This window comes from Selenomonas sputigena (assembly GCF_026015965.1).
Taxonomy (GTDB): Bacteria; Bacillota; Negativicutes; order Selenomonadales; family Selenomonadaceae; genus Selenomonas.
The window spans coordinates 846,178-868,725 of record NZ_CP110383.1 but is presented as its reverse complement, the minus strand read 5'-3'; the positions used below and the strand labels follow the sequence as shown (position 1 = coordinate 868,725).

The following is a 22,548-nucleotide window of genomic DNA, read 5'->3' as shown; positions in this document are numbered from 1 at the left end:
CTTTATACTTTACTTATGAGGCAGCTCGTTTCTTTCCCCAGGGAGAATTGCACTCCGGCGGATCGAGAGAAACGGGCAGCTTTTTCTTTATCTGCCGCGTCCTGCATCTTCGATCGCGCGTTCGCGTGCGGCAAATTCCATCGCCCACGGCGTATCTTCGTATTCTTTTGCCGCGCCCTCGTACCAGCTCGCCCAAGCATCGACCTTGGCAAGGTCTTCGGCAGTCTCTTTATCGAAAGGCGCGAGACGCGCGAGATCGTCGTAAAAGATATGCGCTGTCTCATGCAGAAATGTGCTTTCGTCGGCTGCTTCAAAGAAGCTGACGAAACGGCTGCCTTCTTGCAGCACGGAGAACGGTCCTTGAATCTGACCTCGGGATTCTTGATGTTGCTGATAGTAAGTTTTCCCGTCGGCGTCCTTGACACCGGCGAGCATTTCGCGTATAGTAATGGCATCAGAGGAAGCGTTGTCTGGCCTCCCAGCAGGTGAAATCCCTGTTGAGGTGGCAGCGCTTCCTCCTTTGTTTGTATGTACATCTTCAAGAAACACATCATACACGTTTACATCTGCTGGCATCAAAGTGATGATGCCTTCCTGTTCTTCCGCAACGATTCGGATTGTCTTCAGTTCTGTTCCTATGCGCACGGGTACATAAAATCTATGGATATGCGCGACCATTACTGTGCCGTGAAAGGCTTCCCTGTCGCGCGTGATACGCGCTCTGCCCATGTCGCGGCGTGAGCGGCGAGGACGCTTGCGGCGCTCTTCGCCCTCGCATTGCCGCCTTGCAGCGTCTTCTCGACTTCTTTGTAGACGCGGCTGCCGTCTTTGCCGAACAATTCTTTCAGTTCTTCCGCCATCTGCTATCCTTCCTTTTCTCTCTGTATCATTCTTATAGTAGAAATTTTCTGAGGCTTCCTTGACACTGGCGAAAATCTCGTGTATAGTGGTGGCAGTAGAAGAGTTATCTGGCTCCACAAGGGGTAAACTCCCCGCTGGGGCGTTAGCTCTTCTTTTTTGTCTCTGATTATGTCACGTCTGCTGATAGCAAGACTTCCCGTCGGCATCCTTGACACGGATGAATATTTCTCGTACACTACTCGTAGAAAGTCTTCCCGCCGTCCCTATCACAGGTGAAATTCCTGCTAGGGGGCGAGAGGTCTTTCTTTTTTTCTGCACCGTGCTGCCTATTGTAAATGCTTGCAGTATTTAAATACTGCACACTTTCCAACGGATGTGAATTTTTTCACGAGATTTTGTTAAAGGGCGAATTTTCCTGTATACTGGGAGTGAAACAGGTGCTATGACGGAAAGGAGCATTGGCATGAAATACATATCGGGGCTTCATGCGCTCAACATTCCATGCCGTTTGGAAACGAGCGGCGATTGGCATACGCTGTCTTTGTCATGGGAAAACATTCCTTTATGGAATACGGAGAAATCGCCGTTTGGCACGGACGGGATCGAACAGCATCACAGCCTTATGGGCAAAAAAGGGATTTTCTACATTGCGAATCACATCCGAGCCTGCCTTGATCTGCTTTTGGCAGGAGATTTCTCCAATTTACAAGGCATGCGCCGCGATTATATCTGCACGGATATTTATGACGCAGATATTTTTGCCGCAGTTTGGAAACTGCGCGAAACAGCACACTGGACAAACATCGACCGATTCATGGAAAAGGAGTATCGAATGAAGTGGATTCTTTTCAGAAATGAGCAAGAGGCGAATGAATACCGCACAAATGCGTCATATAGAAATCATGCGTAATTTCTTGACAGAACTCAACAAGGAAACCGATACGTTCATCTTGAAAGGCGGAACGAGCCTTCTTCTTGCTTATGGACTGGATCGTTTTTCCGAGGCGCTGGACAAGCGTACTTCTTCTTGGGCGAATGAAAGATCACTTCCTCCGCCGTGCGCTTCTCAATGCAGGCATCAGGAAGATTGTCGACATACACAATAAACTCCTCCGGCATCATAAAATACCTTCTTTCCGTCAAGCTAAAAAAGATGTTACGTTGATACAAAATGTATCTTCGCAACATCTTTTTTTAGCTTATGTTACTTAGACACAAAATGTATCCCCGTAACATATAGAATAGAACCAGAAAAAGCCGACGCCTCATGAGCGTCGGCACTTCCTCGCATGAATCGTCAGTCTTCCTCTTCGTCATCCATCAGCGCATCATAAGCACGCTGCACGGCGTCAAATTCCTCGTCCGTAGGCTCGACGTATTCCTCTTCACCATCATCGCCCATGACGACCTTGGCGATGAGGACATCCTCATCGTGCTCGCCGCAGCCACAGCCACAGCTGTGCGCATGCTCCTCTTCCTCTTCCTCGTCATGGATGCCGATGAGCAGCGCGAATTTGTCATCACCGACAGGGATGATCATTTCCTCGCGGTAATAGTAGCTGTTTCCCTCTTCGTCCGTCATCTCGACAATGACGTCCGCATCCTCGTCCAGAATTTCTTTTTCCTTATCCGACATATCTTTTTCCTCATTTCTCTTCTGGGACTGCGCCGACGCGCATCCCTAGATTGTCCAAATATCCCTGCAAGATGAACACGGCCGCCATCTTGTCTATGACCTTGCGCCGCTTGGCGCGGCTCACGTCGGCCGCGATCAGCGAGCGCTCCGCCGCCACGGTCGAAAGCCGCTCGTCCCAAAAGACGACCTGGCTGCCCTTGAACTTCTTCTGCAGTCTCTGTGCGAAGTCGCGCACGACATCGCAGCGCTCGCCCTGCGTGCCGTTCATGTTCTTCGGCAAGCCGACGATGAAGGTGTCCGTCTCGTAAAGCTCCATCAGTTCCTTGAGACGCGCAAAATCCTTGTCCCACGACTTGCGCCGAATCGTCTCGACGCCTTGCGCCGTGAGACCGAGCGCATCGCTTGCGGCGACGCCGATCGTACGGTCGCCGACGTCGAGCGCAAGAACTCGCTTCTTCACGCCTTCTTCTCCCGATGCGCCTCGATATAGAAATGCACGAGCTCTTCCAAAAGCTCGTCGCGCTCCAGCTTTCGTACCTTGCTGCGCGCTTCTTTGTAGCTCGTCACATAGGCAGGATCGCCGGAAAGAAGGTATCCGACAAGTTGGTTGATCGGATTGTAGCCCTTTTCTTCCATCGCTTCGCAGGCTTCGCGAATGATGACCTCAGCCTTGTTTTCTTCCGCGCCAAAGCGGAACATCATCGTTTCATCGCTGACCATCTCTTGCTGTCCCTCCCATCGGAAATGCTCGCATCTGCATCTTCAGCCGATCATCTCATGCTCGATCATGTACTCAGCGATCTGCAGCGCATTGAGCGCCGCGCCCTTGCGGATCTGGTCGCCGCAGACCCAAAGGTTCAGACCGTGCTCTACCGATTCATCGAGACGGATGCGCCCGACCTCGACGTCGTCCTTGCCCGAGGTGAAGAGCGGCATCGGGTAAGCCTGTTCGTCGGGATCGTCGTTTAGGGCAGCACCGGGGAAGGCGGCGATCGCCTTTCGCGCTGCCTCGACACTGACCGCTTCCGCAAATTCGATGTTGACCGACTCCGCATGGCTGCGGTAGACAGGCACACGAACCGTCGTCGCCGTCACGCGCAAGTCAGGCTCGGAAAGAATCTTGCGCGTCTCGTCGATCATCTTCATTTCTTCCTTCGTGTAGAGATTTTCCTTGAAGATATCGATCTGCGGAATCAGGTTGAAGGCTATTTGATAGTGCTTCTTGAGCGATGCGCCCGGCAGAATCTCCGCTTTCACGGGCCTCTTCGCTACGATGGCCTCGACCTGCTCCTCAAGCTCCGCCATCGCCTCCTTGCCGCCGCCCGAAACGGCCTGATACGTCGAGACGACGACGCGCTTGATGGGCGCGAGATTGCGAAGCGGCTTCAGCGCCATGACCATGATGATCGTCGAGCAGTTCGGATTCGCGATGATGCCCTTGTGCTCCTTCAAAGCCTCGGGATTGACCTCGGGCACGACGAGCGGCACATCCTTGTCCATGCGGAACGTGCTCGAATTGTCAATGACAACGGCGCCCGCCTTCACAGCGGCAGGTGCAAATGTCTTGCTCGCGCCGCCGCCCGCAAAGAGCGCGATGTCAATGCCCTCGAAGGAATCCTCGCGCGTCTCCTCTACCGTGTATTCCTTGCCCATAAACGCGATCTTCTTGCCCGCCGAGCGCGAGGACGCAAGCAAGCGAAGCTCTGCAAAAGGGAACTTGCGCTCTTCGATGAGGTTCAGAAACTCCTGCCCTACGGCGCCCGTCGCGCCCATGATTGCCACATTATATTTCTTCATGCTGCCATCTCCTGTAATTTTTCCTGCCGACATCAATCGAGCAGCTTCTCCAAGCCGACGACGAGACCCGCAAGATCCCTGACCTTCTTGCAAGCGAGCACAACGCCCGGCATGAACGACTCGCGGTTGATGGAGTCATGGCGGATCGTCAGTGTCTGACCGAGTCCGCCGAAGATGACCTCCTGATGCGCAACGAAGCCGGGCAGACGCACGCTGTGAATCCTCATGCCGTCGACCTCAGCGCCGCGTGCGCCCGGAAGCTTCTCCTTCTCATCGGGATGCCCCTGCCGCACGGACGCACGCGCCTCCTTGATCAGTTCCGCCGTCTGCAAGGCCGTGCCCGACGGCGCATCAAGCTTGTTGTCATGGTGCAGCTCGATGATCTCGACGTGCGGCATATACTTCGCCGCCTGCTGGCTCATGAGCATCATGAGGACTGCGCCGACGGCGAAGTTCGGTGCAAGAAAGACCGGCGTCTTCTTCTCCAACGACAGCGCTTCGAGCTGCGCCTTTTCGTCCGCCGTCATGCCCGTCGTGCCGATGACGGGCGAGACCCCATGCTGCACGGCGAGCATCGCGTTGGAAAACACGACGTCCGGTCGCGTGAAATCCACCATGACGTCCGGCTTTGCCTCTAAGAGCGCCTGCGCGAGATCCGTCGCCACCGTCACGCCACATTTACCGCAGCCTGCGATCTCTCCCGCATCCCCGCCGCCATGCACGTCGACAGCAGCAACGAGGGAAAGCTCCGCATCCGCGAACACTGCCTTGACGACAGCCTGTCCCATGCGGCCGCAAGCTCCGCTGACCAACACATTTACCAAGATATGCGCCCCCTTCAAGCAAGCCTTGCGAAGAAAACGCGCAAGACCAATGTGCATCTATTGTATATGAAGCAGATGGAAAAAGTCAATGTATTTTCTTATTGTCGTATGCCTGTCCATGTAACAAACGCATAGAAAGAACGGCTTCCGCGAAGATTCAGAAGCCGTTCTTTTGTTCTTTTTATACTGCGTCAAGCAGAAACTTACCCTGCGAAATGCACTGCATCCTGCGGCTCTTCTGCCGTCGGCATATTGGCGGCGGCGCTTTCCATCGTCGTCAGACGCATGGCGTCGCCGTTCGCCTGCTGCGTGCGGTTGCTTCCTTCCGTCTTCGCTTCCTGCACAGCGCCGTAGGCGTCGAGGACGGCGACCTGAAGCGCGTGCTTCTCCTCTGTCGTCAGCGTGTTCATCTCGTTGATCGCCTGGATCATGCCCGTGACGACGCCCGCTTTCTGGCGGCTCGATGCGTTCGGAACATTGTTGATCTTCCCGACGGCTTCAGCGAGTGCCTTGCCCTGTGCCTCTGTATCCGCCGCCGAGGCGATGATATCCTGCGCCTCGGACTTGCCCGCCGCGATATTCTCCTTGTCCTGCTCGGAAAGCTGCGCGTTGTCCGGCGTCAGCGGGAACAGGGGCGAGGAAGGCTCCTTGGGCGATGTCACAACACTCACGCGCGGCGCTGCAATCTCTACACCCCCCTCGATGATATGCGAACCCTCGTCACGCTGCATCGTGAAGGAAGAACCGTCCTTGCGGACGAGATCGGCTGCATATTCGTTCATGGGCTTCTGCGACTTGACCTCGCTCGTCTTCCAAGCGTTCAGTCCTCCCGTCATAAGGTCGAGATCGTCGGCTTCCACCTTCGAGCGCCACAGCGACAAGTTCGTGTCCTTCGTGACCGTCGCCTTGCCCGTGCTGTCGTCGTAACTCTCGGCGGCGACAAAGAAGGCCTCCTTCGCCTTGATCTCGCTGCCGTTGACGAGGTTCACTGCACCGCTCCTGCTCATATAGGAAGGCGTTTCGATCTTCGTGCTGTCCATGTGAAGCGTCGTACCCTTCGTCAGGTAGAACTTGCCGTCATCCCCCTGTTTCATCTGCCCCGAATGGATGCTCGCACGCGCAGCGTCGATCTCCGTCTTCTTCAAGGCGACCTGTCCACCTTGAAGATCAGCATCACCAGCGTAATCAGAGTAGTCCATCGCATTCGCTTGACTCTTGAGCTTTACGTCCTCAAGATAAAGCGTATTGCTTGTCTCAGCCGTCGGATATATCTCTCTGAACGGATAGGCTGTACGCGTCTCGTTTGCCGCCGCTATATCGATCTTGCCCGCCTGCACCGAGGAAGCTTTCATCTGCGTCTTGCCACCCCAGATTTCTGCCACGCCTCCAGCTTCAATCGTCGCGCCGCGCATATCCAAGACATTGCTCGTATCACTCTTGATTTCTCCCTTATCTCCATCGGCCGTTTCCTCTGAATTCATTTCTCTCAGTGCAGAGACAGAAATATCTCTCGGCGCCTTGATTTCGACGTTCGTCAAGGAAACCTTGCCGCCTGCGACATCAGCGTAGACGTCCGGCTTTTCATGAGTATCCCATGAAGCACGATTGGCATGAATTTTTGTACTGCTGATATCGACGGTATTCTCGGCATTCGCCTGCATTTGAAACTCTTTCGTATGAACATAACTCTCTGCCATCGGCTTCTCGCGCCTTTCATGAAGCGAATGGAACGCCAACGCATTTACCTCGGATTCCGAAGCAAGTTCAGAGTTATTCATTTCAATTTTGCCACCGCGAATCCACAGGCGGCTAAACCAAGAAGGATCTGAGTTTTCATTCAGCAGTCTGGTATTTTCCAAACGAACAGCATTATCTTTTCCCGCATACAGCGTCTTTTCAGATTTTAATTCATTCGCGTGTGCTGTGGTTCTTTCTTCGTGCTTCCAATCGCGGGAAGTATAGGCTTCGATTTCGATCTTGCCTGGCGTTTTAATCGTCGTATTCTTAAGCTCCACCTTGCCGCCATAAATCTGGGTGCCGTGCAGATTGCCTTCAACGTCCAAGCCGTCTGCCTGCACGACATTCGCGGCCGTCGCCTTCGTCAAGGCGGTTTCCTTTTCTACGCCGGCATCTTCCGCATAAGAATCTTCCGAGCTTGCAATGGCAACGACGGAAAGATTCCCCTTCGGCATACGGAATTTCGCACCGTCCATATTGACCGTTGCACCGCCGATGTTCACTTCTGCATCACGATCTGCATCGGAGGTCACCATACCGTGGAATGCTACATCGTTGCCCTGCACCGTAGAAACTTCCATTGTCTCCTTATTATCCTTATTGTTTTTCGAATAGCTCTTTACAGCTGCAACCATCAGATGTGCTTCATTCGAGCCTGCATCGAAGCCAAACTTCACATCATCGGCCACATCCACCTTGCCGCCGAGCAGCTCGACTTCATCGCCTGCAATCTGCGTGTTCTTGACCGTCAGCGTGTTCGTCGGTGCTGCCGTCATCGTATAGCTGTCTTCCGAAACGATAGGATTCATCGTAAACGTGCCAACGGCATTCATGTTGATATTCTTTCCTGCCAATTTCGCACCGTCTAAGGTGATGTTCGATCCGAGCATCGAAATGATATCAAAATTCTTGGCCTCGCCGCGGAATACGACATCATTTCCCGCTTCCGTTTTGGTCGTATTGTCCGAACCGGAATTCGACTTTGCCGCTGTGATATAGAAAGCATGCGGCATAGGACTAGGCGTCGCCACGAAAGTCACGCCGTCCGCCACCGTGACTTTCGACGCCTGAAGCATCAAAGGTCCCGCCGCATTGAAGTGCGCACCTTGATCAACAGTGATCGTTTTCGCACCTTTCGCTGCATCCTGCTGCGAAGGAAGATACGGCTTCGCAGCTGTCACATAGCTGAGGAAATCCTCGCTCGCTACATTGAGCGTCGAGAGCGTCAGATTGCTCACATCGAAGCTCGCCGTGCCGCCGATATGGATGCCGTTCGGGTTGACAAGATAGAGGAAATTGCCGCCGACCTGCGTCATCTGTCCAAGCAATTCCGACATCTGTGCGCCCGTCACGCGGTTCAAGAGCGCAGCGTTCGTCGTATTGAAGTGCAAGGCTTCTCCCTGCGCGATATTGAATGCTTCCCAGTTGATGATGCTGTTCGTCTGCGGCGTGATGGTCGCGCCGTTCGCCACGTTGGCGATCGCATCGTTGGCGCCGAAGTTCGCGGCATCAACATTGACAGAGCCGTTCTCGACCGTGCCTCCCGTCGGCATCGCCAGAGCCGAGCCTGTGAGGGCGAGCGTGACAAATGCGGCGAGAGAGCCTTTTTTGAAGCTGTTTTTCCATTTCATCGAAGTGTTCCTCCTCTTAGAAGTCCATGCTTGCCATCAGATTCCAACGGCGACTGTTCTGCTTCGCCGATGCGAGGTCATAGTCCGCGTCGCGCAGAATCTTCGCGTAGTCCAAGGAGAGCGAGAAGCCGCTCTTCACATCGTTATAACGTATGCCGAGACCTGCCGAGGCGATGCGATCGCTGGAAAAAGCCGTGCCAGTATGACGATCGGTGTTGTTCGCAAGGCTCGCGAAGTCCGTGAAGGCGATGAGACGCGTATTCTTGGCGATCTCGGGACTGTAGATCTCAAGGCTGCCGACGATGCCCTTGTCCGCGCCGATAGCCCGCTCGTCGAAGCCGCGCACGCTCATCTGTCCGCCCGCGCCGATCTGCTCAATGGCGACGACGTGGTTGTTCGTGTACTGCGCCTGCAGACGAAGCACACCGATCCAGTCGCTTGTCGAGCGCACCTGGTAGTTCGCGCCCGCCCTGAAAAGCGTGAAATGCGTGTCACTGCCGGGCATGACACTTTCGTAGTCCTTGCTGTCGCCCATGAGGTTGTGGGCAATGCCGATGTTGTAGCGGAAGACGCTGTTCGGCTGCCGCTCGCTGTGGATGAAGTTCGCCGATGCGAGAAGTACGCTGTATTCGGTGTCGTAGCCGACGGGCATACCTCCGAAGCGAAGATTGTAGTCGGCCTTGTTCCTCTTGTAGGACAGGCCAAAGTCGAAGATGTCTTTTTCACGCGAGGTGTAGGCGATATTCTGCTGGTAGTGCAGGTCAACATTCGTACTCTTGCCGCCCATGTTGAGGTCATAGAGGCCGCTGACGCTCCTGAAGCCGTCTAGATGGACATCACCGTAGCCTGCGTTGAGAAGGACGGCTCCCTGCTGAGAGGGCAGAAGGCGGCGATAGGAGATCGCACCGACCTTGACATCAGACATCTTGCTCGGCGAGGTCACGAAGGACACGCCGAAGGTGTCTGCGGCATGGGAGAGGTTCGTATTCACATAGCTGAGTCCTGTGCGCCATTGTCCGGTATACTCCGTTCCCGTGTTGCTGACACTGACGCGGAAGTGATCGCTCTTTTTCTCCTCGACGTTGATCGTGACATCATAGGCTCCCGCACCTGCCGGGCGGAACTCCGTGGCGAGCACGAGCGCCCCCGTGTCATTCACCGCCTGGATCTGCATCGAGAGTTTGCGGATGTTGACGCGCTCCTTCTTGAGCTCGGGCAAAAGCGCCTTGACATCATCTTCCGTCATACGCTTCGTGCCGTTGACGGTGATGCGGCTGACCGAGACGACCATCTTTCCCGTCGAGACGCCCGCATCACGCTTCTCCGCGCCGTCACGCGCAGCTGCCGTCGATGCGGCAAGCTCCTTCTCCGCGCTCGTGCGTAAATCCATCGGCGCTGCGCCCGCCGTTCCCGTGAGCACGCACAGCCCGCCCGCGACGAGGAGCGCCGCGAGCTTCTTGTCTGACATTCTTTTCACTCGTTCATCCTTCCTTTCTATGCTTCCCTGCTTTCCAGGCAATCCCTCGTGGATGTCCAAGCTTGCAACATAGAGGAATTTCCCTATTGTTCTTTATTATAGCATAGAAGTCCCCCCCCGCTAGACATTATTAAATCTTTTCTTAAACAAGTTAAAGTATTACCAATTTTATCCATAAAATATATGACATCATCATGCTGCATACCCTGCCATGAAACCTCAAAAGGTCAAGCCCGAAGGGCACTAGACCGATTAGCTAGGTTTCTGTAAGGCACGAGGCTTCCGAAATAACGAGCATTTCAAAATGTGATCGATCCAGGTACGGCAATTTGAACCTTTATGTCCAATTTTTCCGAATTGGTGCTATCAAAAGATAAACCGCAGGCGTAGCGACGCTGCGTCGAAAATTTGTCGACACAGTGCCGTTACACCTGCGGTTTACCCTGAACTTCCAAGAAGAAAATTTAAAGGAACTGACTGATTATCTGTTTTCACGTAAAAGCGGCGCACAAAAGCTACAAAGTGGGCTCTTATGCGTGCAACTTGTTTCCTAGATAGAATCAACGCCTTTGTGCAAATCCAACGACCGTATATCAGCACTCCCTTAACTTGTCCGCCAGCAGCTGGTTGACCATCTGCGGATTCGCCTTGCCCTTCGATTGCTTCATAACCTGACCGACGAGAGCGCCGAGCGCCTTCTTGTTGCCGCTCTTGTAGTCGGCGACAGGCTTCGGATTGGCGGCGATGACGGCGTCGACGATCGCCTCGATCGCCTTCGTGTCCGTGATCTGCACGAGTCCCTTGTCCTCGACGATCTTCTCGGGCGCATCGCTCGACGTCCACATCTCAGCAAAAACCTTTTTGGCAATCTTCGACGAGATCGTGCCCTTTTCGATGAGCGCGAGCATCTGCGCGAGACGCGAGGCTTCGACCGGCGATTCCTCGATCGTCTTGCCCTCGGCATTGAGGTTCTTCGCGAGGTCGCCCATGATCCAGTTTGCCGCGCTCTTCGCGTCGGCGCCGCCCGCAAGGCAAGCCTCGAAGTATTCCGCCATCGCCCGCGACGCCGTGATGATGCCCGCATCGTAAGCCGACAGGCCAAACTCCTTCATGTAGCGTTCGCGGCGTGCATCGGGCAGCTCGGGCAAACCCTTGCGATACGCCTCGATCTCTTCTTCCGTGGTCACGATGGGTACGAGATCCGGCTCCGGCATGTAGCGATAGTCATGCGCCTCTTCCTTCGAGCGCATGGACTTCGTGACGCCGCGCTCAGGATCCCATGTGCGCGTTTCCTGCACGATATGACCGCCGTCTTCGAGGATTTCCTCCTGGCGCTCAATCTCGTAGGAAAGAGCGTCCTCAACCGCCTTGAAGGAATTGATGTTCTTCATCTCCGCCTTCGTGCCAAGCGTCTTCTCTCCTGCGGGACGAAGCGAGATATTGAGGTCGGCGCGTAGATTTCCCTCTTCCATGCGGCAGTTGGAAACGTCGATGTATTCGAGGATCGACTTGATTTTCTCCATGTAGGCGCGCGCTTCCTCGGGCGTCGACATGTCCGGCTCGGAAACGATCTCGATGAGAGGCACGCCCGTGCGGTTGTAATCGACGTTCGATGTCAAAGAGTCCGTGATCGTAGCGCCCGAATGGACAAGCTTGCCCGCATCCTCTTCCATGTGGATGCGCAGGATACGGATGCGCTTCGTGCCATTCTCCGTCTCAATATCGACATAACCATGCTCAGCAATCGGCAGATCGTACTGCGAGGTCTGGAAGTTCTTCGGCAAATCGGGATAATAGTAGTTCTTTCGGTCGAATTTGCTGTACTTGTTGATCGTGCAGTTGAGTGCAAGACCCGCTTTGATGGCGAACTCGACAACGCGCTTGTTAAGCACAGGCAGGACGCCGGGCAGCCCCAGGCAAACGGGGCAGACATGCGTATTCTGCTCGGCGCCGAACTTCGTGGCACAGCCGCAGAAAATCTTCGTGTTCGTCTTGAGCTCGCTGTGAATTTCAAGACCGATGACTGCTTCGTAATTCATGCCTTCGCCTCCCCGATCTCCGCCCTGTCCTCATGGAAGGAATGTGCCTGCTCATAAGCGTAGGCGGCGCGCAGAATCGTTTCCTCCGCCAGCGCCTTGCCGATGATCTGCAGGCCGATGGGCATGCCCTTCGCCGAGTAGCCGCAGGGCACGGAAATGCCCGGCAGACCTGCGAGGTTCAAAGGCACGGTGCAGATATCCTGCAGATACATCTTCAGCGGGTCGGAAACCATCTCGCCGATCTTGAAGGCCGGCGTCGGCGCTGTCGGTGCCATGATGACATCGACCTTTTTGAAGGCGTCGGTGAAATCCTGCTGCACGAGCGTGCGCACCTTCAGCGCCTTGAGATAGTACGCATCATAATAGCCAGCAGAAAGTGCGTAGTTGCCGATCATGATGCGGCGCTTGACCTCCTCGCCGAACTTCTCGCTGCGCGTATTCGTCATCATCTCGACGATGTCCGCGCCATCGACGCGTGCACCGTAGCTCACACCGTCGTAACGCTCAAGGTTCGTCGCGGCTTCCGCCGGCGCAATGAGGTAATACGTCGAAATCGCATAATCCGTATGCGGCAGAGTGATTTCCGTGACCTCAGCGCCCATCGCCTCAAAATCCGCAATCGCCTTGCGGATCGCCTTTTCTACGTCGGCGTCCATGCCCTTGACGAAGTATTCCTTCGGCAGACCGATCTTGAGTCCCTTCACATCCTCGGTCAGCGCCTTCGTATAATCGGGCACGGGCGCGGTGCTGGAGGTCGAATCCATCGCATCGTGTCCAGCGATGACATTCAGCACATGCGCACAATCCGTCACATCGCGCGTCACGGGGCCGATCTGGTCGAGCGACGACGCATAGGCGACGAGACCATAGCGCGAGACGCGGCCATACGTTGGCTTCATGCCGACGACGCCGCAGAACGACGCGGGCTGGCGAATCGAGCCGCCCGTATCGGAACCGAGCGCCCAGACCGCCGTACCTGAAGCGACCGCCGCCGCGCTGCCGCCCGAACTGCCGCCGGGCACGCAGTCGAGATTCCACGGATTGTGCGTCTTCTGATAAGCGGAATTCTCTGTCGAACCGCCCATCGCGAACTCATCCATGTTGAGTTTTCCTAAGATGACAGGATGCTCTGAGGCAATCTTTTCCATGACCGTAGCATCGTAGGGAGGTACGAAATTCTCCAAAATCTTAGAAGCGCACGTCGTCTTGACGCCCTTCGTGCAGATGTTGTCCTTGATTGCGCCGGGGATGCCCTCCAAAAAGGCAATCTGCTCGCCGCGCGCGATCTTCTCATCGGTGCTTGCTGCCTCTCGTAGCGCCGTCTCGCGCGTCTGCGTCAAATATGCCCCGACTTTTCCCTCGACCTCGTCCATGCGTGCGAGCACGTCCTTCGTCAGTTCGGTCGAGGAGATTTCTTTCCTTTGCAGCAGATCATGAAGCTCATGCGCCGCCTTGTCGTAAAGTTTCACCTAGGTTCCTCCTCAGCCTTCCAGAATCTTCGGCACTTTGAAATAGCCGTCGTCCGCCAAAGGCGCATTGGAAAGCGCCGCCTCTCGTGCGAGCGAAGGCTTCACCTCGTCGGCACGAAAGACATTCTGCATCGGCAGGGCATACGTCGTCGGCTGAACCTCTGCCGTATCGACACCGTCAAGGTTCTCGACATACTGCAAAAAGGCGTCGAGCTGCCCAAGATACTTTTCCCTCTCCCCCTCTGCAATCGAGAGGCGCGACAGGACAGCGACATCCGCCAAATCCTTCTCCGTGACTTTCATCTTCTCACCATCCATATAATGACTGTTGTTACACGCTGTCTGCTATGAATCCTAAAAAATCGAGCCGAAGGCTAAACCTATCGGCCGTTTTTATGGCAGGGAAGTGTATAATATTCAAAAAGCAGACATCGTGCACTCGATTCATTATAACACATCCGCGCCTTTCTGGGGAATAAATCCTTCGTATTCAATACACGACGCTTTCCAAAAACAAGCCGCGTGCAGGCGCGGTCGCCGAGGCACGCTTTCGCTCGCGGCTCGCGAGGATCGCGGCGAAGTCCGCCCGCGTGCGCCGCCCCCTGCCGACATCGACGAGCGTGCCGACGATGTTGCGCGCCATGTGGTAGAGGAAGCCGTTCGCATGGAAGCGAAACTCAATCCTCTCGCCCTCGATGCGTCTGCCCTCGGCGCTGTACATCGTGCGCACGGGCAGCATCGGCGCACCGCCTGCGGCACGAAACGCCGAAAAGTCGTGCGTGCCGAGGAGCAGCGCCGCCGCCTCGTTCATCGCTGCAAGGTCGAGCGGCGTGCCGACGTACCAAGCGTAGCGCTCGCTGAACGGGTTCGGCATCTCGCCCTCCTGTATGCGATAGATATACGACTTGCTCTTCGCGCTGTGACGTGCGGAGAAGTCACGCCCTTCTTCCCGCGCCGCCTTGACGACGATATCGGGCGGCAGGACGCTATTCATCGCACGCACGATGCGCTCTGTCGGGATGCGCCCGTCCGTAAAGAAATTCACGACCTGCCCCATGGCGTGAACACCCGCATCGGTGCGTCCTGCCGCCGCCAGTTCGATCGCATCGCCGAAGACGAGCGCAAGCTTTTCCTCCAGGACGTTCTGCACGGCGCGGATCGGCGGACTCTGACGCTGGAAGCCGTGGTACGCCGTGCCGTCGTAGGCGACGGTAAGACATACATTGCGCGCGCGCGCCTTCATCCTTTCCTTATGCTCGCGCTTCATGCGATCCCGCCGAACTTCAAGGCGGCGAGCGCCGCGAAAAAGAGTGCGCCGAAAGCGTAGGCGACATAGTCGATGGAGCTGATGCGCAGCGCCTTCATCTGCGTGCGTCCGACGCCGCCACGATAGCAGCGCGCCTCCATCGCCAGCGCGAGGTCGTCGGCGCGGCGAAACGCCGAAATGAAGAGCGGCACGAGCACGGGCACGAACCCCTTGACGCGCTCGATGACGCTTCCCTCCGTGAGGTCTGCGCCACGCGCCTGCTGCGCCTTCATGATCTTGTCAGCCTCCTCGATCAAGGTCGGCACGAAACGCAGCGCGATCGTCATCATCATGGCGATCTCGTGCGCGGGTACACCGACGCGCTTCGCGGGCTGCATGAGGGTTTCCAAGGCATCGGTCAGGGCGAGCGGCGAGGTCGTATACGTGAGGAGCGCGGACAAGAGAATCAGAAGCGCCAACCTGAGCGCGATGAAGAAGCCCTTCGCCGCTCCCTGCCAAGTGAGGTCGAAGAGCCATACATGGAAAAAGGCGTCGCCCGGCGTGCTCACGAGGTGGATGACGAACGTAAAGGCAATGATCCACGAGAGCGGTTTCAGCGCCTTGAGCATCAAGAGGAGCGGCACGCGGCTGACGGCGATCAGCGCCGCCGTGAAAGCCGTCAAAGCCGCATAAGCGAGCGGCGAGTCAAAGACGAAGATCGCCGCAAGGAAAAAGAACAACAGGACGATCTTCGTGCGCGGATCAAGGCGATGCAGGAGCGAGTCGCCCGGGAAGAACTGCCCGAGCGTGATGTCCTTCAGCATAGTCTTCGCCTCCCCAGAGCCTCTTTGATGCGCACTGCGCCATCCGCCGTGTCGAAGGCGGCGGGATCGAGATCGAGTCCCTTCTCGCGCAGCTCTTCCAGAAGCTCGACGAGATGCGGCGCACGAAGCCCCGCCTCCGCCAGTCTTTCCTTGGCGAAAAAGACCTCACGCGGCGCACCTTCGAGCGTCACACCGCCCGCGTGCATGACGATGAGGCGGTCGGCATAGTGCGCGATGTCGTCCATATTGTGCGAAACGAGCACGATGGTCACGCCGCCCTGTTCATGCAGTTCGGCAAGACGTGCGAGGAGTGCAGCGCTCGCACGCGGGTCAAGTCCCGCTGTCGGCTCATCGAGCACGAGATAGCGCGGCTTGAGCGCCAGAACGCCCGCGATCGCCACACGCCTCCTTTGCCCTCCGGACAGAGCAAACGGCGACCGCGCCCCAAACTCGGAGACAGGAAGCCCCACGAAGTCTAGCGCCGCCCTCACGCGCTCCTCGACCTCCTGCGCGGAAAGCCCGAGACGCGTAGGGCCAAACGCGACATCCTTTTCCACCGTCTCCTCGAAGAGCTGATGCTCGGGGTACTGGAAGACCATGCCGACGCTGCGTTTCGCCTTCTTCGCCTCCGCGCCCTTCTTGCCGATGTCCGTGCCGTCGACGAGAACTGTGCCGCTGTCGGGCTGCAGAAGGCCGTTGAGATGCTGCACGAGCGTCGATTTGCCCGATCCCGTATGCCCGGCGAGCGCCGTGAAGCTGCCCGCCTCGATCGTCAGCGAGACGTCCGAAAGAGCCTTGCGCTCAAACGGCGTGCCGCGCATGTATGTGTAGTCGATATTTTTCAGCACGATGGACAAAGCGCACTCACCAATTCCTTATCCGTCAAGAGATCCTGCGGCAGCGATATGCCGTCCGCGCGAAGGAGCGCCGCCAGTTCGACGGCGAGCGGCACGTCGAGGCCACGCGCCTTCATGCCCGAGACGTCCTGAAACACCTCGCGCGGCGTTCCCTCCGCCGCGATGTGCCCCTCCTCCATGACGACGACGCGGTCGGCAGCCGCCGCCTCCTCCATGAAGTGCGTGATATAGATGACAGTGATGCCCCTCTCGCGATGAAGCCGCTGCACCGTCTGCAAGACCTCCTGCCTGCCCAAAGGATCGAGCATCGCCGTCGGCTCGTCGAGCACGAGGCAGCGCGTCCGCATCGCCAGTGCACCCGCGATCGCCACACGCTGCTTCTGCCCGCCCGACAGGAGGTGCGGCGCCGCCGTGCGATAGCGCTCCATGCCGACGGCAGCGAGCGCGTCTCTCACGCGCACGCGGATTTCCGCCGGCTCTATGCCGAGGTTTTCCGGCCCGAAGGCGACGTCGTCCTCAACGACAGCGGCGATGATCTGATTGTCGGGATTCTGGAACACCATGCTCACGAGCTGGCGGATGCGCCAGAGCTCCTGCGTCTCCTTCGTATCCAGCCCCGCGACCGTACATCGGCCCTCGGTCGGCAGGAGGAGCGCATTGAAGTGACGCGCCAACGTCGACTTACCCGAACCGTTCGTGCCGAGGACGGCGAGGAACTCGCCGTCGGCGATGGACAAGGAGATGTCGGAAAGCGCCCGATAAGCGTCCTCTTCCCCCGCATGGAATACGTGCGAAAGATGTTCGGCACGAATGAACTCCGCCACGCTTCTTGCCTCCCCTGTCATGCGCGGACGAAAAACTGCCGCGCCCTTCTCCCAGCTACCGCAAATCACGCGGTCAACAAAACACCCCCATTATACCCGATTTCAATCGTCAACACAAATAAAATTTTAGGATAACAATTCCAATCTTCCCGCCTCCATGCGATAGAGGCTGTCAACGTAGTCTGCCGCCTCACGTTCGTGCGTCACGAGAAGGACTGCCTTGCCGTGCGCCGCCTCTTCGCGCAGCAGCGTGAGGACGAGGCGCGTATTCTCGTCGTCAAGATCGCCCGTCGGCTCGTCGAGCAGCAGGACGGCGCTGTCGCGCACCAGGGCGCGAGCCAGCGTCAGGCGGCGCAGCTCGCCGCCCGAAAGCTCCGTCGGATCGGCGCACCTGAGATGCGCGATGCCGAGGCGCTCCATGAGCTGCTCGGCACGCGGCTTCGCCTCTCGCGCCTCGCCGTAGAGCGAGCACGGCAGCAGCACGTTCTCCTGCACCGTCAAGCTGGAGAGCGCCATGAGCGTCTGCGGCGCGAGGCCGATCTGCCGATTGCGCAGCCGGGCAAGCTCCGCCTCTTCCAGTCGGTAGATGTCCGTATCATCTAGGAGAACGCGTCCCGTGCCCGGCTCCATGAGGCCTGCCAGCATTTTCAAAAGCGTGCTCTTGCCGCTGCCCGAGCGTCCCGTGATGGCGATCAAGGCACCCGCACGCAGCGAGAAGTCCGTTTCCTCGACCGCCATGAAGAAGCCCTGCGGCGCACTCGGCCGCAGGAAATCCCGGCTGATTTTTTCTGCATGAAGTTCCATCACATATCCTCCCGCAGCGTCACATCCATGCGCCGCACCGTCCAAAGCGCCGCGAGCGCGGCGGAAAGAACAGCGGCGCAAAAAGCCCCTGCCGCCAAAAGAGCGATGCACGAAGCGTCGGGCAGAAGGTAGGGCCGCGCAAAACTATCCTTCAAGAGTGCGGTAAAAGGCAGCAGCACGAAAGCGCCCGCAAGGACACCGCCCGCCGCGCCAAGAGAGGACACGATGAGGGCTTCGGCGAGGACGATTCGCGCGAGTACGCCTCTCCTTGCGCCGCTGATGAGGAGCACGGCGAACTCCCCGCGTCTCTCCGCGAACACCAGTCGAAAGGCGAGCGCCAGAAGCCCGATGCACAGAAGCCAGACCACGAAGAGCAGGACGCCGACCGTCCCCGTGACGCCGCCCAGTCCCGCCTCCACGCTCCGAACCATGCCGTGTGCGGGCCGCGCCGCGAGATCGGGATAGGCAGCGGAAATCGCCTGCGCCACGGCCTCAGGGCTGAAGTCGGGCGAGGTCTTGACGAGCACGGCGGAAATCGCCTGCTCGGGATCGACACCCTGAAACGATGCGAAATCCAAATCCGCCGCATTCTTCATCATGGCGCGGATCGTCTCTATATTCGCGTAGACCGCCGTATCCATGCCCGTTCCCGTCGGGCTCAGGCGACCGACGACGCGGCACGGCACATTGTAAAACTTCAGCCGCCTGTCTGCGGGCACGGAGATGCCGCTGCCGCAGAGGATGTCACCATAGCCGACGTCTCCCGCATAGCTCTCCAAAAGCCACGGCCGGATCGTGAAGTCCGTCGCCGGATCAAAGCCGATCAGCTGCACCGCTACAGAGCAGCAGCCGGCATTTGCTGACGTCAGGAAGAACTGCGGTGCGGCGCGTTCGACGCCGGGCAAGGACGCGATTTCTGCAAGGCGCGAGGCTTCCATGTAGAACTGAAGCGGCTTTCCCTGCACGAGCACGCCTTCCAGGCCGCCGTCCGCCTGCGCCGCCTTGGGCAGAACGAGAATGTCTGCGCCCAGACGCTCCTGAAAGCGATTCAGGCCGTTCTGCAAACTCAAGACGACGAGCGAACCGCCGAAGAGCGCCAAAGCGAGCAGCGCCGCCACCAGCCCCAGCGCGGCGGTGCGCGAAGGATTCCTGCGGCAGTTCCGCACGGCAAGAAAGCGTGCGAAGCTCATCGGTCATCTCCCTTCCGATAGCAGTAAACATCCAAGCAGGCGAGCAAGATCAACACGACGGAAATCGCCCTGGCCGCAGGCTGCATCACCGTATGGCAGCGCATCGTCTCCATCATGCAGAGATCGATCATTGTTCCCGGCAGGAGGAAAGCCAACGCCGCCGCAGGAATCATCGCCAGAGCCAGCCCCATCTTAATTCGGGCGCGAGGAATCAAAGCGTGCAGCAAAGAGATGACGAAGAGCACAGCGGCAACACCCGTGAGCGCCTCACCCGCCCAGTGGCACACCATCCACTTGCCGTCCGCCTGCTGAGCGCAAGGCGCAAGGAACGTGCGCATACCGACGAGAAACGCACCGCTTGCGAGCAAGAGCAGGATGTCGGTGATCTTAAACCTCCGCTTCTTCTCCAAACAAAACTCTCCTTCCTTCTTTTGCCAAACATTTTTCCCATCATAGCAAAATCGATAATTATTTTCAAGCCTATATTCCCTTAATGCACCATGTTTCTACAAAAAAAAGCTCCCGAACGGAACCATCCTTCCATTCGGGAACGCTCCCCCATAGAGCCGTATTATCATCTTTACATGCCGCCTGCTGCTGTTTTCTCTGCAGATTTCGCCTTTTTTTCCGCCTCGGAACTGGACAGAAGATATTCGACCTTGATGTTTGGCATCGTATTGAGGTCGATGAACTGTCCCTCAGACGTCTGCACGACCGGCAGGGCGTTCATGCGCGAGCCGTCGATATAGACGATCTTCGCCACCTCACCATTGGAAAGCTTGACCCAATTGCCGTTAAGGGTGCTGGAAAAGTTGCGGATGAAGACGATGCCGTACTCCGCATCCAGACGTCCCGCAATACACTCGTCTGAAATAACAGAAAAGACCTCGAACGGAGAACGTCGTTTCGCATAATAGCGGCGCGATGCCATCGCGTCGTAGGTGTCTAAGATGGCGAGAATACGTGCAAACTTGCAAATTCCGTCCTTCTTCATTCTCTGCGGATAGCCCGAACCATCATTTCGTTCATGATGCTGCAATACGGCCTCTACGACCTGCTTATCAAGTTGCAACGAGGAACGAGAAACAATGTCATAACCTAAGCGAGCATGCTTCTGCATAAGACGGCGCTCTTCCGGCGTATAAAGTGCGATCTTCCTGAGAAAATTCGGTGCGAACGAGGTATAGCCAATATCCATGAGAAACGCCGCCAAGATCAGTCGCTGCCTTTCCTGCGCCGACATCTTGAGCCATTGCGCCATGAGTCCGGCGAGAACCGCGACGCGCATCGTATGATGCAGCTGGTATTCGCCGATCGTCTCCATATTGTAAATATGCGTGACCGCCTTCGCACTCGAAGAAAGCGGCGCAAAATTGCGCGAGATCGCCTCCGCCTCCGCCGTGTTGATGCGGCCGTTGGAACGTACTGAACTGAAAAATCCCTGTAGCTCCTCGAAGCACGCTTCATACTTCTCAAGATACGCTGCTTCAAGCACTGAAGTCTCGCGCAGCACGACACCTGACTTGGATGTAGGCCGATGATCTTCTTCCTCAGGCACAGGAGCCATCTTCTCGTGATACGCCTCTTCTGGGACTTCAGCCTGCACTTCCTTCTTCGCCTTTGCCGCCCTCTGAGCTGCCCGCTCCTCGACCGCTGCCAAAGCCTTTTTCTTTGCTTCTTCTGCAGACGCAAGCACCGCCATCGCCGCTTGCGTCTGCTCGCTCGACACCTTTGAGGCAGCGTCCAGCTCTTTCTTCACCTGTGGCGACTCGGCAACTTCGGCAGACTCATCTGCATCGGGCAGCAAAATGCGGACGAAGACTATCCCCCGCTGCTCGAGATATTCGATTCGCTGCTCATCGAGCACCGTCCCTTCGCCCAAGAGGACGGACATATCCTCAGCATATACCGTTCGCCCAATGACCATACCTGTTTTCAACTGGTCAACAGGATACTTCTTCAACATCCACTTGCACTCCCTTGCAGATCGCTGCAAATTGCGGAAGAATTTATTCTCATGCAAAAATTCCTCGGCAAATCTTCAAAGCAACAACAATAAATCTTATGCCCCCTGTACTTCATTACTCGTAAGCAAGGACACAATCTTAATATTGCCGTTCGTGTTGAGATCAAGGAACTCCCCTTCCATTGTCTGAACGACCGGCAATGCGTCGAGGCGCGATTCATCGATATAGACGATTTTGCCCACACCTCCATCACTGAGCCTGACCCAACAGCCATTCAAGGCTTGTCCGATATGGCGGATGAACGAAACGCCATACTCCGTATCCAGGCGACCTTTCAAGATGTCATCAGCAAGAATTTTAAATACATCAAAAGGCGATCGCTTTCTCTTATAAACGCGGTTAGAAGCCATCGCGTCAAAGATATCCACGATAGCAAGGATGCGGGCAAAGCCGCAGATCTGTTCCTTCTTCAGTCTTGACGGGTAGCCCGATCCATCGTTTCTCTCATGATGCTGCAGTACAGCGCCGACAATCTGCTCATCCGTCCCGAGCGCAGACCGGGCAAGAAGTTCCTGCCCTAAGCGCACATGCTTCTGCATGAGCCTGCGCTCCGCATCGCTGTAATAGCCCTGGATCTCAAGGAATTCCGCCGCGATGCGCGTCGTACCAATGTCCAAGAGAAAGGCCGCCATAATGAGACGGTCCCTCTCCGACGCACGCAGTTTGAGGAATTGCCCCATAAGTCCCGCAAGAATGGCAATGTGCATGCTATGGTGGAGGCGATAATCCTCTTCCGTCTCCATATTGTAAATCTGCACGATCGCCTTTGCACTTTCACACAGCGGCAAAAACTTCCGAGTCAACAACCGAGCAGTCTCCACATCAATGCGTGAGGTCGTCCTCGTGGCAGCATAGAACTTCTTCAGCAAGGCAAAAACCTCGTCATATTGCCGCACATAGGAATCATCCTGAAGTCGCTCCTTCTTCGGCGCAACCTTCACAGGAATCTTCTCATCTGCCTCGGCAGGAATCTCGCCTCGCTCCTCATCTTCCCCGAGCGACGGCGGATTTGGCGCTGAGATCGCTTCCTCCTCGTCCTCCGCCTGAATATACACGGAAAAGATGTCGTGATCGGCAAGGGAATCGAGCATCTTGGACGTGAGCACCGTTCCTTCGCCCAAAAGGACTGTCATATCGTCCTTGTATACATCCCGTCCAAGAATCATGCCTTCCCGCAGGCGGCCGATGGAACACTTCTTCAACATCATCCTGCACCCTTCCATGGCGAAGCAGCCAAGTACGTCATCGAAACGTCTGCGCCCGATGGTATCCGACTGCCTTTATTCACAAAAAACCCTACAATCG

Annotated in this window: 23 protein-coding genes and 1 pseudogene; 2 read left to right on the top strand and 22 right to left on the bottom strand. The window is 56.7% G+C overall.

The annotated features are described in order from the left end of the window. Positions 1 to 87 precede the first annotated feature (87 nt). Both OL236_RS04400 and OL236_RS04395 read right to left on the bottom strand, forming a co-directional pair. Positions 88 to 678, bottom strand: coding sequence for a hypothetical protein (locus OL236_RS04400; RefSeq protein ID WP_265071475.1), 591 nt, complete (start codon positions 676 to 678; stop codon positions 88 to 90). Continuing rightward, the gene (locus OL236_RS04395) at positions 678 to 860 is read right to left on the bottom strand and encodes a hypothetical protein (RefSeq protein WP_265071474.1); all 183 of its coding nucleotides are present in this window, start codon (positions 858 to 860) and stop codon (positions 678 to 680) included. The genes OL236_RS04400 and OL236_RS04395 overlap by 1 nt, the downstream gene beginning before the upstream one ends. Before the next feature lie 464 nt (positions 861 to 1,324). Between OL236_RS04395 and OL236_RS04390 the strand changes: the two genes are divergently transcribed. Together OL236_RS04390 and OL236_RS12485 are read left to right on the top strand one after the other, a co-directional pair. Then, positions 1,325 to 1,771, top strand: a complete 447-nt coding sequence (locus OL236_RS04390) for a hypothetical protein (protein WP_265071473.1) — start codon at positions 1,325 to 1,327, stop codon at positions 1,769 to 1,771. Next, positions 1,716 to 1,832 (top strand): annotated as a pseudogene (locus tag OL236_RS12485) (hypothetical protein); the annotation flags it as partial. The gene OL236_RS04390 and the pseudogene OL236_RS12485, both read left to right, overlap by 56 nt. Here the strand turns inward: OL236_RS12485 and OL236_RS04380 are convergent. The 20 genes from OL236_RS04380 to OL236_RS04285 form a co-directional block, all read right to left on the bottom strand. Further along, positions 1,807 to 1,983, bottom strand: coding sequence for a hypothetical protein (locus tag OL236_RS04380; protein WP_013740765.1), 177 nt, complete (start codon positions 1,981 to 1,983; stop codon positions 1,807 to 1,809). The pseudogene OL236_RS12485 and the gene OL236_RS04380 overlap by 26 nt on opposite strands. 175 nt (positions 1,984 to 2,158) lie before the next feature. Next, positions 2,159 to 2,497 (bottom strand): DUF1292 domain-containing protein, encoded by a 339-nt coding sequence (locus OL236_RS04375; protein ID WP_009646095.1) that lies wholly within the window; start codon positions 2,495 to 2,497, stop codon positions 2,159 to 2,161. Between the two features lie 10 nt (positions 2,498 to 2,507). After that, positions 2,508 to 2,957, bottom strand: a complete 450-nt coding sequence (ruvX, locus tag OL236_RS04370; protein WP_265071472.1) for a Holliday junction resolvase RuvX — start codon at positions 2,955 to 2,957, stop codon at positions 2,508 to 2,510. Next, the gene (locus OL236_RS04365; RefSeq protein ID WP_006190529.1) at positions 2,954 to 3,217 is read right to left on the bottom strand and encodes an IreB family regulatory phosphoprotein; all 264 of its coding nucleotides are present in this window, start codon (positions 3,215 to 3,217) and stop codon (positions 2,954 to 2,956) included. The genes ruvX and OL236_RS04365 overlap by 4 nt, the downstream gene beginning before the upstream one ends. Positions 3,218 to 3,259: 42 nt before the next feature. Further along, complete coding sequence (locus OL236_RS04360) at positions 3,260 to 4,294, bottom strand: aspartate-semialdehyde dehydrogenase (protein WP_265071471.1); 1,035 nt, start codon at positions 4,292 to 4,294, stop codon at positions 3,260 to 3,262. 32 nt (positions 4,295 to 4,326) lie between these two features. Next, positions 4,327 to 5,118, bottom strand: coding sequence for a 4-hydroxy-tetrahydrodipicolinate reductase (dapB, locus tag OL236_RS04355; RefSeq protein ID WP_265071470.1), 792 nt, complete (start codon positions 5,116 to 5,118; stop codon positions 4,327 to 4,329). Positions 5,119 to 5,321: 203 nt separating this feature from the next. Then, positions 5,322 to 8,486, bottom strand: coding sequence for a filamentous hemagglutinin N-terminal domain-containing protein (locus tag OL236_RS04350; RefSeq protein WP_265071469.1), 3,165 nt, complete (start codon positions 8,484 to 8,486; stop codon positions 5,322 to 5,324). A 16-nt stretch (positions 8,487 to 8,502) separates the two neighbouring features. Beyond that, positions 8,503 to 9,954, bottom strand: coding sequence for a ShlB/FhaC/HecB family hemolysin secretion/activation protein (locus OL236_RS04345; protein ID WP_265071468.1), 1,452 nt, complete (start codon positions 9,952 to 9,954; stop codon positions 8,503 to 8,505). 602 nt (positions 9,955 to 10,556) lie between these two features. After that, positions 10,557 to 12,002: an Asp-tRNA(Asn)/Glu-tRNA(Gln) amidotransferase subunit GatB gene (gene gatB / locus OL236_RS04340; RefSeq protein WP_265071467.1), complete on the bottom strand. Its 1,446-nt coding sequence runs from the start codon at positions 12,000 to 12,002 to the stop codon at positions 10,557 to 10,559. Further along, positions 11,999 to 13,471, bottom strand: a complete 1,473-nt coding sequence (gatA, locus tag OL236_RS04335; protein WP_265071466.1) for an Asp-tRNA(Asn)/Glu-tRNA(Gln) amidotransferase subunit GatA — start codon at positions 13,469 to 13,471, stop codon at positions 11,999 to 12,001. The genes gatB and gatA overlap by 4 nt, the downstream gene beginning before the upstream one ends. A gap of 12 nt (positions 13,472 to 13,483) precedes the next feature. Further along, the gene (gatC, locus tag OL236_RS04330) at positions 13,484 to 13,774 is read right to left on the bottom strand and encodes an Asp-tRNA(Asn)/Glu-tRNA(Gln) amidotransferase subunit GatC (protein ID WP_265071788.1); all 291 of its coding nucleotides are present in this window, start codon (positions 13,772 to 13,774) and stop codon (positions 13,484 to 13,486) included. A gap of 187 nt (positions 13,775 to 13,961) precedes the next feature. Then, positions 13,962 to 14,738, bottom strand: coding sequence for a tRNA pseudouridine(38-40) synthase TruA (gene truA / locus OL236_RS04325; protein WP_265071465.1), 777 nt, complete (start codon positions 14,736 to 14,738; stop codon positions 13,962 to 13,964). Further along, on the bottom strand, positions 14,735 to 15,541 hold the full coding sequence (locus OL236_RS04320; protein ID WP_265071464.1) for an energy-coupling factor transporter transmembrane component T family protein: 807 nt from the start codon (positions 15,539 to 15,541) through the stop codon (positions 14,735 to 14,737). Before OL236_RS04320 ends, truA begins: the two co-directional genes overlap by 4 nt. After that, entirely contained in the window at positions 15,535 to 16,398 is an 864-nt protein-coding gene (locus OL236_RS04315) for an energy-coupling factor transporter ATPase (protein WP_413777385.1), read from the bottom strand. Before OL236_RS04315 ends, OL236_RS04320 begins: the two co-directional genes overlap by 7 nt. Next, complete coding sequence (locus OL236_RS04310; RefSeq protein ID WP_265071463.1) at positions 16,383 to 17,243, bottom strand: energy-coupling factor transporter ATPase; 861 nt, start codon at positions 17,241 to 17,243, stop codon at positions 16,383 to 16,385. The genes OL236_RS04315 and OL236_RS04310 overlap by 16 nt, the downstream gene beginning before the upstream one ends. A gap of 105 nt (positions 17,244 to 17,348) precedes the next feature. Beyond that, positions 17,349 to 18,026, bottom strand: coding sequence for an ABC transporter ATP-binding protein (locus OL236_RS04305; RefSeq protein ID WP_265071462.1), 678 nt, complete (start codon positions 18,024 to 18,026; stop codon positions 17,349 to 17,351). After that, a complete protein-coding gene (locus OL236_RS04300) occupies positions 18,026 to 19,216 on the bottom strand; it encodes an ABC transporter permease (protein ID WP_009646044.1) in 1,191 nt (396 codons plus the stop codon). The genes OL236_RS04305 and OL236_RS04300 overlap by 1 nt, the downstream gene beginning before the upstream one ends. Next, on the bottom strand, positions 19,213 to 19,626 hold the full coding sequence (locus OL236_RS04295) for a DUF4418 family protein (RefSeq protein ID WP_265071461.1): 414 nt from the start codon (positions 19,624 to 19,626) through the stop codon (positions 19,213 to 19,215). The genes OL236_RS04300 and OL236_RS04295 overlap by 4 nt, the downstream gene beginning before the upstream one ends. 170 nt (positions 19,627 to 19,796) lie before the next feature. Continuing rightward, positions 19,797 to 21,182, bottom strand: coding sequence for an HD-GYP domain-containing protein (locus tag OL236_RS04290; RefSeq protein WP_009646061.1), 1,386 nt, complete (start codon positions 21,180 to 21,182; stop codon positions 19,797 to 19,799). Positions 21,183 to 21,278: 96 nt separating this feature from the next. Continuing rightward, on the bottom strand, positions 21,279 to 22,451 hold the full coding sequence (locus OL236_RS04285) for an HD-GYP domain-containing protein (protein WP_265071460.1): 1,173 nt from the start codon (positions 22,449 to 22,451) through the stop codon (positions 21,279 to 21,281). Between the last annotated feature and the right edge of the window lie 97 nt (positions 22,452 to 22,548).

Excerpts from the sequence above, each read along its gene's own strand:
- OL236_RS04400 (WP_265071475.1), bottom strand. The coding sequence starts at position 678 with ATGGTCGCGCATATCCATAGATTTTATGTACCCGTGCGCATAGGAACA.
- OL236_RS04395 (WP_265071474.1), bottom strand. The coding sequence starts at position 860 with ATGGCGGAAGAACTGAAAGAATTGTTCGGCAAAGACGGCAGCCGCGTC.
- OL236_RS04390 (WP_265071473.1), top strand. The coding sequence starts at position 1,325 with ATGAAATACATATCGGGGCTTCATGCGCTCAACATTCCATGCCGTTTG.
- OL236_RS04380 (WP_013740765.1), bottom strand. The coding sequence starts at position 1,983 with ATGATGCCGGAGGAGTTTATTGTGTATGTCGACAATCTTCCTGATGCC.
- OL236_RS04375 (WP_009646095.1), bottom strand. The coding sequence starts at position 2,497 with ATGTCGGATAAGGAAAAAGAAATTCTGGACGAGGATGCGGACGTCATT.
- OL236_RS04365 (WP_006190529.1), bottom strand. The coding sequence starts at position 3,217 with ATGGTCAGCGATGAAACGATGATGTTCCGCTTTGGCGCGGAAGAAAAC.
- OL236_RS04360 (WP_265071471.1), bottom strand. The coding sequence starts at position 4,294 with ATGAAGAAATATAATGTGGCAATCATGGGCGCGACGGGCGCCGTAGGG.
- OL236_RS04350 (WP_265071469.1), bottom strand. The coding sequence starts at position 8,486 with ATGAAATGGAAAAACAGCTTCAAAAAAGGCTCTCTCGCCGCATTTGTC.
- OL236_RS04345 (WP_265071468.1), bottom strand. The coding sequence starts at position 9,954 with ATGTCAGACAAGAAGCTCGCGGCGCTCCTCGTCGCGGGCGGGCTGTGC.
- gatB (WP_265071467.1), bottom strand. The coding sequence starts at position 12,002 with ATGAATTACGAAGCAGTCATCGGTCTTGAAATTCACAGCGAGCTCAAG.
- gatC (WP_265071788.1), bottom strand. The coding sequence starts at position 13,774 with ATGAAAGTCACGGAGAAGGATTTGGCGGATGTCGCTGTCCTGTCGCGC.
- truA (WP_265071465.1), bottom strand. The coding sequence starts at position 14,738 with ATGAAGCGCGAGCATAAGGAAAGGATGAAGGCGCGCGCGCGCAATGTA.
- OL236_RS04320 (WP_265071464.1), bottom strand. The coding sequence starts at position 15,541 with ATGCTGAAGGACATCACGCTCGGGCAGTTCTTCCCGGGCGACTCGCTC.
- OL236_RS04310 (WP_265071463.1), bottom strand. The coding sequence starts at position 17,243 with ATGACAGGGGAGGCAAGAAGCGTGGCGGAGTTCATTCGTGCCGAACAT.
- OL236_RS04305 (WP_265071462.1), bottom strand. The coding sequence starts at position 18,026 with ATGGAACTTCATGCAGAAAAAATCAGCCGGGATTTCCTGCGGCCGAGT.
- OL236_RS04300 (WP_009646044.1), bottom strand. The coding sequence starts at position 19,216 with ATGAGCTTCGCACGCTTTCTTGCCGTGCGGAACTGCCGCAGGAATCCT.
- OL236_RS04290 (WP_009646061.1), bottom strand. The coding sequence starts at position 21,182 with ATGTTGAAGAAGTATCCTGTTGACCAGTTGAAAACAGGTATGGTCATT.
- OL236_RS04285 (WP_265071460.1), bottom strand. The coding sequence starts at position 22,451 with ATGATGTTGAAGAAGTGTTCCATCGGCCGCCTGCGGGAAGGCATGATT.